Genomic DNA, 11,344 nt, shown 5'->3' on the forward strand with positions numbered 1-11,344 from the left:
CAGAGGAAGCCGATCGTTAGATCTAGTCATACACATCGTGCTGAAATGCACACTATATACATTGATTTAAATCGTGCTGGAGGGGGAATATCCATCGAGCTTCAAAATGAAAACCAACGAACCATCGCAGATGGCGAACCCCGTTATGTGCATACGTCAATCAGAGAGGCCGCAGTCCGTGTTCTCTATCTCTCATTGGGTGCGTGCATTCGCTCGGTGTGGCCATGGCGCAAGCGGGTGACTTGCTGAAGCCGCGTAGTCGATGTATTCGTCTGAACTCTGCACGTAAGCCAGAGCACGGCGAAGCCTGCGCATCAACAACATTAGCCCTACAAAATGCCCGGATCCTTCTTCTTAACGGAACCCGTAGTCTGGGCAGCAGGATCATCGACGATGATCATCGCTCTTCTTCTGACGGCCCGCTCTCGTAAGCGTTGGATGGTCGACGCGAGCACGAAATGTGAGAATGCAGCAAACGTTGGTATAGTTCTTCGAACAGGTTCGATATCGAAAGCTTACGTTCGTACAATGGAGCTTCGGTGGCAATCAATTAGTCTCATCCCGACCCACATAGCTGGAAACCGTCAGAGGCTGATGAGCCTATTACACCAGCGCGACAAACCCTAGAACGGTTGCGTGAATGCGAGAGCAGGACGTTGTAAGGTGACGCCACACTACTTGCACGACGTATCCTTGCGGCGGCCTCGTGCGGCAATGACGCCATCGTCGCTATCCAGCGAAAGTCAGTTTTTGTCGAAAGCGAATTTCATGACCAGATTTCCTGTCGGGGACGTCGGGTTCTTTGAACTTGGGCGGCATTAATCGATATGTGTGGAATTGTCGGCATCTTGGGGCGTGGTCCGGTCGTCGGGCAGTTGGTCGCTTCGCTCAAGCGATTGGAATATCGTGGCTACGACTCCGCAGGCCTTGCGACGCTCGAAGGGCTACGTATCGAGCTCCGGCGGGCTGAAGGTAAGCTGAGAAACCTTGAGGAGCGGCTGCGCTATTGTCCGCCCGAGGGGCATACCGGTATAGGTCATACCCGCTGGGCGACTCATGGAAAACCGACCGAGAGCAATGCTCATCCGCATGCGACGGAGAATGTCGCGGTCGTTCATAACGGAATCATTGAAAACTTCCGCGAGTTGCGAGCCGAGCTGGAGCGGGATGGGGCCAACTTTCGCTCAGAGACGGACACGGAGGTGGTGGCGCATCTCGTCGAATCTTATCTCAAGAATGGCTACTCGCCGCAGGATGCAGTACAAGCGTCGCTGCCGCGGCTGCGCGGCGCCTTCGCGCTTGCATTCCTCTTCAAGGCTCACGACGACCTTTTGATCGGTGCGCGCAAGGGATCGCCCCTCGCGATCGGACATGGCAACGGCGAAGTGTATCTAGGATCGGACGCGATCGCGCTCGCGCCGTTGACCGACACCATCACCTATCTTGAAGACGGCGACTGGGCCGTGCTTACCCGAGCGATTTGCGTGATCTATGGCGCAGACGGCTCCGTCGTGCAGCGGGAGACATCAAAGCCTGGCGTATCGTCACTCCTTGTGGATAAAGAGAACTATCGCCATTTCATGGCCAAGGAAATCCACGAGCAGCCGAGAGTGGCCTGCAAAACACTGGCGCACTATCTTGATACGGCAGGCGAGCGCGTAGCCCTGCCGCTCACATTGCCGTTCGATTTTAACTCCATTCGGCGCATCTCAATTACCGCGTGCGGAACGGCAAACTACGCCGGTCACATCGCCAAATACTGGTTCGAGCGGTTAGCTCGCTTGCCTGTTGAGATCGATGTAGCCTCCGAGTTCCGCTATAGGGAGGCGCCTTTGCGTCAGGGCGATCTCGCGATCGTCATCTCACAGTCCGGCGAAACCGCTGACACACTAGCTGCGCTGCGATACGCCAAGAGTCAGGGCCTGCACACGATATCTGTGGTCAACGTCCCTACGTCGACGATTGCGCGCGAGAGCGAATCCATGCTGCCGACGCTGGCGGGGCCAGAAATCGGCGTCGCTTCTACGAAGGCATTCATCTGCCAGCTGATGGTATTGGCGGTGCTTGCCGTCGCGGCAGGAAGAGAGCGCGGTAAGCTCTCAGAGATCCATGAATCGAAGCTCGTCCGAGAGCTCATCGAAGTGCCGCGGTTGATTGCTGCGGCGCTGTTGATCGAGCCGCAGATCGAAAAGCTCGCGGGTGATATCGCCAACTCGAGGGACGTGCTCTATCTCGGCCGTGGCACGTCTGCCCCCCTGGCGTTGGAGGGCGCACTCAAGTTGAAGGAAATTTCCTATATTCACTCGGAAGGTTATGCTGCCGGCGAGCTCAAGCACGGACCGATCGCCTTGATCGATGAGGCCGTGCCTGTGGTGACGATTGCGCCTTACGACGAGCTCTTCGAGAAAACCGTATCGAATATGCAAGAAGTTGCAGCTCGCGGCGGCAAGATCGTTCTGATCACCGATGCGAAGGGCGCTTTGGAAGCGACGCTAGACACACTCATGACCATTGTGCTGCCGGAGATGGTCGCAAACTTTGCGCCGATGGTCTATGCCATTCCGCTTCAGCTCTTGGCTTACCATGCCGCCCTCGTAAGAGGCGCGGACGTAGATCAGCCACGTAATCTCGCCAAATCGGTGACTGTCGAATGAAGCCGCGGTGGTAATGTCGGAGCCTCCCGCCTCGGCATCGGGCTGTTGGGTTTGCGTTCCGCTGTGTTGGTCGTGGATGACGGAGCCGGAAAAGTTCTCGATATAGTTGCATCCGAAGTTGCTTGTAGCTTCTGTCTGGTTGCGCGCTCACGCAATCCTGTTGCGCCGCCCCTGGCTCCGCTGATCGGCCAGACAGGTGAGCTTCGAAGGGGAACGATCCCGGCATCAACAGGTCAATCATAGACCGATTAGCTGGACGAGCAGATTCAATCTTGTTTGGGTCATCATCCTAACCCCTGACTAACGCTGATGGGCACCAGGCCCGCCTTCCTACAGGGCCAAATCACCCTGAAGCAGATTTCGGAACCGATGCTCGGTATCCTCGCGCCCTTGCCGAAACCGACGAGCAGACCGGCGTAGGGAGCTTCGGGCTCCTCCGCCGCGGCTAGCTCATTGGTAGCGCGTAGGCGCGGCAACTGACTTTTTTCAAAATGCCAGCATGCGCGCCATGTCGGCCAACTTGAGCATGGTGAGCGTCATGCGGAGACCACGCGCTGAAGGTTGATCTGGTCGGCTAGGAAGATCTCGCGGAATGGTTTGTCGCGAGGTCACAATGTCCAAGGATAGTCGTAAGGATAGCGATAAGGATAGGCATATACCTATCCTCGAACACGCGCTGACACGCTGCAGCGTGTCGAGATCATCACCGGGACGGGCCGGCGTCGGCGCTGGTCGACCGATGCAAAGGCGACGATTGTCGCGGAGAGTTTTGCGCCGGGTGCGAGCGTGTCCGCGGTGGCGCGACGACACGACATCAGTCCAAGCTTGTTGTTCCTGTGGCGTCGCCAGACCACGCGGTCGCAGGTCGCGGAGCACGGGGACAGAGGCATGCCAGTTGGCTTTGTGCCGGTCGCGATCACCGGCCGTGGCGGCCCTAGTGAGGAGCAGGCGACGATCGAGATCGAGGTCGGCGCGGTTCGCATCCGTGTTAGGGCGACAGTCGACCGGCAGGCACTGTGCGAGGTGCTGGCGGCGGTCGGGACGGCTGGTCGATGATCGGGCTTCGAGCTGGGTTGTCGATCTGGATTGCGACGGAGCCGGTCGATTTCCGCCGCGGCATGGACTCGCTGGCGATGCTGGTGAGCGAGGCCTTTGGAGCCGATCCGTTCTTATGTGTCGGACGAGATTATGTGGCGGAGGCGCCCTAACGCCAGCCAGGGTCGGCCACGGCTGGATTCCTCCGCCTGCCCCTCGTGCGGACGTGGGATCCCCCTGCGCCGTTACGCCGGAGGGGCATTGTCCGGCTTTATAGCGCCCAGCGTTGATGGTCTTCGTGTACCCGATCTTGCCGGGCGACTGGCGACTGTAGATGAACTCGGTCGTGTCCTGAAGGATCAGGACAGGCCCTCCGCTGGCTTTGAAGCGCGCTGCGGTCGCAGCGAAATGTCCCGCCATCACACCGTGTTCGGTGACGCGGATTGTCGAAAAATCGATAGGCCGCCTTCGTCGCAGCCCAATCGCCACAGGCCGCTGGGACCGGCTTACCCGGGGCGGCGGAAAGCTGCTCCAGCAACCGCCGTAAACGACGTTGCAGACGCTTACCCGGAAGACTCGCCGCAGCCGACTCGGCATCTTGCCAGCCGGCCGAGCCGGGCTCCGATCCAACATTCATCCATGACGCCCCAGTGATTCGGCGTCATGGACAGAATCACGCCCGATTCAGATTGGGCAAGCCCGCTCGAAGATGTGGGTAATTGAAAGCTTCACCGGACGGATACCAACGAACTTGCGGGCGCCATCGCTTAGCGGCTCCTTGTTGAGCCGAACAGCCGCGGCCCCTTCCTGTTTGTGAACAGCGTCATCACGTTGCGGGCTGATTGCGGCGAGGTGATAGTGCAGAAAAAATCGGAGGTGACTGCCGACCGCTCAGGGACCGCTCGTCGTTATAATGTCTGCCGATGTCTCCACTTTCTTTCTGGCAAGGCACAGGAACGGATAAGCATTGACGCATTCGGCCCCTGCTCTGAGTCTAACGCGCACCAGGATGTATGACACCGAACTTTGCAATTACAATTAATCGACTACTCAAGATCGGCCCGTGGTCAGGCTTCATCCGCCCTGAATGGCGACGAGAGCCACTGAGTTTGGTCGCGTTCCATGCCAAGCCGGACCGCATCGAAAAGATCCTGATCACGGAAACGCCTCAAGAAAGCAACGAGTAAACCCTTGCTCGTGCTTCAGGTGGATGATCCGATCGAACCTGGCGCGAAACAGGTCGCCTTCCCCCGTCGTTTCCGGCTTCTTCGGGCGCATCGCGCGCCTCCGCTACGAAGGAATCACGGCTGGCTACTCTGCAGGCTTTCCGGCCTTCCGCCGTGAAAAGCTTGCAATCTCGTATCGCAGCGGGGCCAAAAACCGACTCTCACTCAACGGCTTGGACACTTCTTCACGGACGACACTTATGAAGACGCCCCGGCGAGCGCGGCGCCGGACTGCGCGCCTCGCCCTGTCGTTTCACCGAATTTAGTTCTCCCTTTATTTGCCCGCGTCAGCTTACGGACAGCTAAGCTGCTTATCAGCGGAGTCAGGTCTAACGACCTGAACACAATACAACATCCATAGGAGTGTGGTCGTCATGTACGGTCGAATTAACAATTGGTCGGATGTTCCATCCGATGATGAATATCATCGCGCAAGCTCCCCGGAGCGCGGGAATGCCGACGACTTCGCGGACGCATTTTCTAGAATGCGATTGCAGGATTCCGACGCCAGCTCATCCTCGGGTCCAAGTTACTACAACAATCCAAGACCTCCTATTATCGAGATCAACCAAGAGAGATTCCGGCGAGAGATGAGGACTTTTCATGGCGCAGAAATCGATCATATCGCCAACAATCCACAGGAATACTCACAATTTGTATCCGAAAGGGCTAGGCGCACGGCGGACGTCGCTAGGGATTATGGCATCCGAAGAGATTCGGACGCCGCCCGATATTACAGCTACCAACTCGGAAATAGGAGCGTCGGTCTCCAAAGAACGGAAGGCGGATTTCCTATGACTGACTTCAACAGCCAAGGCTGGCGAGAACAGTTTCCCGGTCGAACTGACGTCACGTCCATCGTGGATTTCCAGGTTGCTCATCCGCTCGTTTCGAATGCCGGCGATATTCTGCTCGAGCATCAACTTGGGCGAGACGGCGAACGGCCTCTGGTGAACTGGCGTCCTGCGAATGACGAAGCGAGAACCCGTGCAGAACAAATGGGCTTCGTCCATGTGGACCGAGACGATATGGTACTTGACCCAACCCGGTCCGGACCCTGGAGCTACAGGGATGGTGAATGGCGGCGTGATACCCAGCATTCGACGTATCTCTCCAAATACGCCAGCGATCCTGAATCTTCGTCAGCGTCCGACTCGGATGGAGACTTTATGTGACGTGAGATCTACACCAATCCATGAACGAGGTGGAGCTCGGAGCGCAGACCAACCGACATCTGCGGCTTACGATCAAGACCTAGGATCGAACCCGTGTAGCGTTATGATATCGCTGCGTGAAGGTTAGGCAGCTTGCTGATCGGTGGGCTCGTCGGCTTGGTGCGGGAGCTTCCATTCCCAGGGCAGCAATTCGTGCAGACGCGAAGCGGGAAGGTCGGCGATAGCTCGGACTGCAAGCGTGTGCCGATGCGACCTGTGGATCAGCCGGTACGAGCTGGTTGATCATTCTCGAGAGGCGTTCGTCACTCATGCGGAGTTGTTGTAGAATTACTCTGCATGAGTGATTTGCCTTCCGATCCAGCATTGCTCCGACAAACCGTGATGGCGCTATCGTCACGGCTTGCAGCGTTGTCGGAGGAATGCAGCACGCTGGCGACCGAGCGTGATGCAGCGATCGCTCACCGCGACGCTGTGATCCAGGAGAACGACAAGCTCCTGATGATCCTGTCCCAGTACAAGCGCGCGATCTTCGGTGCGCGCTCCGAGACACTGGATATCGGACAGCTGTCTCTCTTCACCATCAGCGCGCAGGCGGCTCGTGCCGCCGCCAACGACGATGTGATTGGAGGCAGGCTGCCTGACGGAGCGGAGGGCCGTGGAAAGCGACCGGCGCGACGCAACCGCGGGAGCCTCCGGAGCATATGCCGCGCATCAACGCCGTGATCGATATCGAGAGCCACGGCTGCCCCTGCTGCGGCGAGCAGCTGCACAAGGTCGCGGAGACCGTCAAGCCTTCGACGTCATTCCGATGCAGTACCGGATCAAGCGCATCGTGCGTCCGCGGTGCGGCTGCCGGGGCTGCCGCCAGGGTGTGGTACAGGCACCCGCGTCGGCCCAGGCGATCGACGGTGGAATGGTGAAGGAAGCCTTGCTGACCCACGTCGCGGTGATGAAATATGGCTACCAGCTGCCGTTGTATCGCCAGGAACAGATGTTTGCCGCCCAAGGCATCACGCTCGACCGGCAAACACTGGCCTCGTGGATGGACCGCCTCGCCTGGTGGCTGAAGCCGCTTCACGCGCTGTTGCACCACGCGGTGATGTCCTACCCGCGGCTGTTCGCCGCTGCCAGTCCTCGATCCCGGCCGTGGCAGAACCAAAGTCTGCCAGTTCTGGGCGATCGCCACCGATGACCGCCCATGGGGCGGCCCGGCGCCGCCGGCGGTGATCCACGTGTTCGCCGAGGATCGTAAGGCGATCCGCGCCAAGCGGCTGTTCGGGGAGTACCGCGGCATCCTGCAGGTCGATGTGTGTGGACGCCCCAGTGAATGCAAGCAAAATATAACTTCGGAACAGGCATGTGGTCGGGTGCTGACGTGTGTCCGGCCTCGTAATGCGACCTCGACACGTCGCGGGCCCTTATGGAATGCGTGGATTGGATCCAATTCGGCTACGCGTGCTCGCTGGCACTCATCGACCTGTTGATTCTTCCAATCCCAGTCCCTGACCGATTGCCCATAACCCTCCGTCAGACCTTACCACATTCCCGACGTCTCTCGGCTTCTGGCCTTGCGTTAAGCAACGCCAGACGCTGGAGCCTGGTAAGCGCCACCGCGGACCATCAAGGCCCAGGCGATGCGCGCCATTTTGTTCGCTAGAGCGACCGCGATTAGCTTTGGAGGCTTCTTCGAGAGCATTCTTGCCAGCCAGGATCCTGCTGGCGATCCATAGCGTCTTGCCCATCGCACAACGGCGGTCGCACCAAGCACAAGGAAGCGTCGCAGATCTCGCCGGCCCATCCTGGAGATCTTGCCGAGCCTATCCTTGCCTCCGGAAGAATTCTGCTTAGGCGAGAGACCAATCCAGGCCGCAAAATCGCGCCCCTTCGAGAAGGTCTCCGCCGACGGCGATAACGCCTCTATCGTTGTAGCGCAGATTGCGCCGATTCCCGGAATGGTCATCAAGCGAGAGGCGACTTCGTCCTGTCTCGCGCGCACCCGTAGTCCCTTCTCCAGCTCTGCTATCTGCTCCGACAGGAATTTCACATGCGTCAAGAGATTCTGGCAAAGGCTGCGGGCTAGATCGGGCAGGTCCGGATATGTTGCAAGGAGCTCATCCAATCGGGGGATATGTCTCACGCCCTGAGCCACGATCAAACCGAATTCCGCAAGATGTCCGCGCAAAGCATTGATCGCCTTGTGCGCTGTCGAACTAAGAGATCACGAACCTTAAACGCTATTGAGGAGCCTTGCTTCTCGGCGCTCTTAACGCCGACAAAGCGCATCGTTGGTCGGGACGCGGCTTCGGCGATCGCTTCGGCATCCGCCGCATCGTTCTTCTGACGCTTAACGAAGGGCTTCACGTACGAGGGATGGATCAACCGGATACCAATCTCCCATCCCCAATAATGCAGGGGAATCGCATGTGGGATTCAGCAAGTAGTTGCCAAATCGGCAGAAAGCGATTCTGAAGGTGGCTCCTGATCTGGAAGGAGCCGGCGATGCAGCGATTTGCGGAATGCTTTTCCGAGTTGCCAGACCCCCGGGCCGACAACGCACTGCATGACCTGACGGAGATATTGTTTATCTCGCTGATGGCGACGCTGTGCGGGGCGACCAGTTGCACCGACATGGCGCTGTTTGCCCGGATGAAGGCCTATCTTTGGCAAGATGTGCTGGAGCTGAAGAACGGCCTGCCGAGCCACGACACGTTCAGTCGGGTGTTCCGGATGCTCGATCCAAAGGCGTTTGAGGCTGCGTTCCGGCAGTTTATGAAGGCCTTTGCTCAAGGTGCGAAGATCAAACGGCCGCGCGGAGTGATCGCGCTCGACGGCAAGGCATTGCGACGCGGCTACGAGCGCGGCAAGAGCCATATGCCGCCGGTGATGGTGACGGCCTGGGCGGCGCAGACGCGCATGGCGCTCGCCAATGTCCTGGCGCCGAACAACAACGAAGTGGACGGCGCCCTGCAGTTGCTGGAGCTTCTGCAACTCAAGGGCTGCGTGGTCACGGCCGACGCCCTGCATTGCCACCGCGGGATGGCCGAAGCGATTGTGGAGCGGGGCGGCGACTATGTGCTGGCGGTGAAGGAGAACCAGTCCGCTCTGCTGGAGGATGCCAAAGCCGCGATCCGTGCCGCCAAACGCAAGGGCAAGACATCGCTCACCACCACCGATGCGGAGCATGGACGCAACGAGAAGCGCGTCGCGCTCGTTGCCCCGGTTCCAGGCATGGCCAAGAAGCACAACTTCCCAGGCCTCAAAGCTGTCGCCCGCATCACCAGCAAGCGGGGCAAGGACGACACGGTCGAGCGCTACTTCCTGATGAGCCGCCCCTACAGCCGCAAAGACGTCTTGCGTATCGTCCGAACCCACTGGTCCATCGAAAACAGCCTGCATTGGCCGCTCGACGTCACCCTCGACGAAGACCTCGCCCGCAATCGCAAAGACAACGGACCAGCCAATCTGGCCGTGCTCAGACGCCTGGCCCTCAACGTCGCCCGAGCCAACCCCGAGACAGCGGTCTCCCTGCGTGGCAAGCTCAAGCGCGCCGGTTGGAACGATGCCTTCCTCTTCGAACTCCTCGGCCACATGCGATAGCCCTGCCCAATAATGGGCGCTGGCGCAGGCCTCCATCGCGACCACACACCTCGGCAACCTCGCGAAAAACTCGAGCAATCTGCTGCGGTTGAGTTTCTTACGCAGAACGGTCTTCCCATCTCGCCCAGCTCCGTGGACCTGGAACACGTTCTTAGCCAAATCCAAACCAATGATGCTAACCTCGTCCACGGACGTCCTCCTTACCGGGTTTAAACACCCACATCTTGGCACAATCGATGCCGTCGGGGGCGTCCACTCCATCGGCTATGCCGCCTACAAGGGCCTGATCAAGAGCGGCAGCCGTCTGATGCAGCTGGCGTTCTGCTTCGCGCATGCGCGGCGGAGTTCTGGGACGTTGACGTCGCGACGAAGTCGCCGATTGCTGCGGAAGCGCTGCAGCGGATCGCGATGTTCTACGCCGTTGAGGATCGCATTCGCGGTTTGCCGGCGACGCAACGAGTTGCGGTGCGACAATCCGACACCAGACCGCTGATCGAGGACTTCAAGCCCCGGCTCGAAGCGCGACTGCTGGAAGTCTCGAAGAAATCCGGCCTTGGCAAGGCGATCCGCTACACCCTCAATCATTGGGAAGGCCTGACGCGATTCATCGATGATGGGCGCATCCAGATTGACAGCAATACGGTCGAGCGCAGCATCAAGCCGATCGGGTTGGGAAAGAAAAACTATCTGTTCGCCGGTAGTGAAGGCGGGGCCGAGACGTGGGCCATTCTCGCGTCGCTCATCAACACGGCAAAACTTCACGACATCGACCCGCGGCACTATCTTAGTGACGTTCTCGAGCGCATCGTCTCCGGACGCACCAAGATCAATCAGCTGAACACGCTGTTGCCGTGGCATTGGAAAGCCGCGCGCGACGGTTCCGAGGCAAAGATCGCCGCTCGATCAGTTCGACGGCAAGGCGTCGGGAACTTCCTGCGCATCGCTGGCGTCGTCGTAAATCTCTTGCAGCGCACCCTCAAGCTCTGTGAACTCCGGCAGCAGGACCCGATCAACGAAGCCCCGTGACGCACGGACCATCACCGTGTTGCGTCGCTGCCGGCGATAACGAAACGGCCGCAGCCCATATCGGCGGCAAAGCGCCAGAAACAAGTGCCGAGACCACTGGTCGGGAAGTGAGAATTGCTGTTCGATCGGTGGATCGTGGCGAGCAAGTTCCTCGACCCGGGCCCGCACCCGCTGCAGTGCTGCTTCCGCTGCAAGGCGCTCACCAGCAGTTCCGGCACCCACGCCTCGATCTTCCGAAGCTTCTCGCGCAGCTGCGACTCGCTGGTCATTCTGATCCCCGTTGCCCGCTCCGAACCGGGATCCACCCATCATCGCGCGCCGGCGGCGTCAATCATCCCGACCGTGCTATCCAGAGCATTCCGCGCAGGTCAAGCCCAGGAACCGGTGATCCTCTCGTGACGCTTACTGAGCATGCGCTTCGACCCGTCGGGATTGCCTAGGATTAACGCCCCAGTGTCTCCGTTGAATCCCTGCGTAGCGGCGGCCCCTTCGATCCGACTTAGGTTTCACGCGCCCTGCGGTCCGCCCACCTGCCCGCGTCATCAAAGGATTGTTTGAAACCGGACATTCCCGCGCAGCGTATTGAAGGCCTCGGATCAGGTGCGGGCGGCTGGTCGCGACGAAAGGAGCG

Annotated in this window: 10 protein-coding genes and 3 pseudogenes; 8 read left to right on the top strand and 5 right to left on the bottom strand. The window is 59.3% G+C overall.

The annotated features are described in order from the left end of the window. Positions 1 to 827 precede the first annotated feature (827 nt). From glmS to tnpB, 3 genes are all read left to right on the top strand, one after another. Positions 828 to 2,654 (top strand): glutamine--fructose-6-phosphate transaminase (isomerizing), encoded by a 1,827-nt coding sequence (glmS, locus tag AKN84_RS23280; RefSeq protein ID WP_050422936.1) that lies wholly within the window; start codon positions 828 to 830, stop codon positions 2,652 to 2,654. A 702-nt stretch (positions 2,655 to 3,356) separates the two neighbouring features. Beyond that, positions 3,357 to 3,710: an IS66-like element accessory protein TnpA gene (gene tnpA, locus AKN84_RS50750; protein WP_430649923.1), complete on the top strand. Its 354-nt coding sequence runs from the start codon at positions 3,357 to 3,359 to the stop codon at positions 3,708 to 3,710. Next, positions 3,707 to 3,862, top strand: coding sequence for an IS66 family insertion sequence element accessory protein TnpB (gene tnpB / locus AKN84_RS23290; RefSeq protein ID WP_050422938.1), 156 nt, complete (start codon positions 3,707 to 3,709; stop codon positions 3,860 to 3,862). The genes tnpA and tnpB overlap by 4 nt, the downstream gene beginning before the upstream one ends. Positions 3,863 to 3,960: 98 nt before the next feature. On the opposite strand, the gene AKN84_RS45885 is transcribed toward tnpB, so the two are convergent. Together AKN84_RS45885 and AKN84_RS50020 are read right to left on the bottom strand one after the other, a co-directional pair. After that, positions 3,961 to 4,326, bottom strand: a complete 366-nt coding sequence (locus AKN84_RS45885) for an IS4/Tn5 family transposase DNA-binding protein (RefSeq protein ID WP_244485430.1) — start codon at positions 4,324 to 4,326, stop codon at positions 3,961 to 3,963. Between the two features lie 518 nt (positions 4,327 to 4,844). Further along, positions 4,845 to 4,967, bottom strand: coding sequence for a hypothetical protein (locus tag AKN84_RS50020; RefSeq protein ID WP_283805538.1), 123 nt, complete (start codon positions 4,965 to 4,967; stop codon positions 4,845 to 4,847). 433 nt (positions 4,968 to 5,400) lie between these two features. Between AKN84_RS50020 and AKN84_RS50990 the strand changes: the two genes are divergently transcribed. The 3 genes and pseudogenes from AKN84_RS50990 to AKN84_RS50995 all read left to right on the top strand — a co-directional run bounded on the left by AKN84_RS50990 (position 5,401) and on the right by AKN84_RS50995 (position 7,574). Next, positions 5,401 to 6,090, top strand: a complete 690-nt coding sequence (locus AKN84_RS50990) for an effector protein NopP (RefSeq protein WP_488226066.1) — start codon at positions 5,401 to 5,403, stop codon at positions 6,088 to 6,090. 336 nt (positions 6,091 to 6,426) lie between these two features. Further along, positions 6,427 to 6,813, top strand: a complete 387-nt coding sequence (locus AKN84_RS49255) for an IS66 family transposase (RefSeq protein ID WP_244485432.1) — start codon at positions 6,427 to 6,429, stop codon at positions 6,811 to 6,813. 226 nt (positions 6,814 to 7,039) lie between these two features. Next, positions 7,040 to 7,574, top strand: a pseudogene (locus AKN84_RS50995) (IS66 family transposase). Positions 7,575 to 7,663: 89 nt separating this feature from the next. Here the strand turns inward: AKN84_RS50995 and AKN84_RS23305 are convergent. Continuing rightward, positions 7,664 to 8,499, bottom strand: a pseudogene (locus AKN84_RS23305) (IS110 family RNA-guided transposase); the annotation flags it as partial. A 90-nt stretch (positions 8,500 to 8,589) separates the two neighbouring features. Between AKN84_RS23305 and AKN84_RS23315 the strand changes: the two are divergent. Then, positions 8,590 to 9,687, top strand: coding sequence for an ISAs1 family transposase (locus AKN84_RS23315; RefSeq protein ID WP_050422943.1), 1,098 nt, complete (start codon positions 8,590 to 8,592; stop codon positions 9,685 to 9,687). A 3-nt stretch (positions 9,688 to 9,690) separates the two neighbouring features. On the opposite strand, the pseudogene AKN84_RS48565 reads toward AKN84_RS23315, so the two are convergent. Next, positions 9,691 to 9,876, bottom strand: a pseudogene (locus AKN84_RS48565) (IS110 family transposase); the annotation flags it as partial. A 213-nt stretch (positions 9,877 to 10,089) separates the two neighbouring features. Between AKN84_RS48565 and AKN84_RS23320 the strand changes: the two are divergent. Further along, positions 10,090 to 10,713 (top strand): IS66 family transposase, encoded by a 624-nt coding sequence (locus AKN84_RS23320; protein ID WP_244485440.1) that lies wholly within the window; start codon positions 10,090 to 10,092, stop codon positions 10,711 to 10,713. 11 nt (positions 10,714 to 10,724) lie between these two features. Here AKN84_RS23320 and AKN84_RS45900 read toward each other — a convergent pair whose 3' ends face one another. Beyond that, positions 10,725 to 10,982, bottom strand: coding sequence for a hypothetical protein (locus tag AKN84_RS45900; RefSeq protein ID WP_244485434.1), 258 nt, complete (start codon positions 10,980 to 10,982; stop codon positions 10,725 to 10,727). Positions 10,983 to 11,344 lie beyond the last annotated feature (362 nt).

Source organism: Bradyrhizobium tropiciagri, assembly GCF_001189845.1.
Lineage (GTDB): Bacteria > Pseudomonadota > Alphaproteobacteria > Rhizobiales > Xanthobacteraceae > Bradyrhizobium > Bradyrhizobium tropiciagri.

Bases quoted from the DNA above. Each gene is read 5' to 3' on its own strand.
- AKN84_RS23315 (WP_050422943.1), top strand. From the start codon at position 8,590: ATGCAGCGATTTGCGGAATGCTTTTCCGAGTTGCCAGACCCCCGGGCC.
- tnpB (WP_050422938.1), top strand. From the start codon at position 3,707: ATGATCGGGCTTCGAGCTGGGTTGTCGATCTGGATTGCGACGGAGCCG.
- AKN84_RS50990 (WP_488226066.1), top strand. From the start codon at position 5,401: ATGCGATTGCAGGATTCCGACGCCAGCTCATCCTCGGGTCCAAGTTAC.
- AKN84_RS45900 (WP_244485434.1), bottom strand. From the start codon at position 10,982: ATGACCAGCGAGTCGCAGCTGCGCGAGAAGCTTCGGAAGATCGAGGCG.
- AKN84_RS50020 (WP_283805538.1), bottom strand. From the start codon at position 4,967: ATGCGCCCGAAGAAGCCGGAAACGACGGGGGAAGGCGACCTGTTTCGC.
- AKN84_RS49255 (WP_244485432.1), top strand. From the start codon at position 6,427: ATGAGTGATTTGCCTTCCGATCCAGCATTGCTCCGACAAACCGTGATG.
- AKN84_RS45885 (WP_244485430.1), bottom strand. From the start codon at position 4,326: ATGAATGTTGGATCGGAGCCCGGCTCGGCCGGCTGGCAAGATGCCGAG.
- glmS (WP_050422936.1), top strand. From the start codon at position 828: ATGTGTGGAATTGTCGGCATCTTGGGGCGTGGTCCGGTCGTCGGGCAG.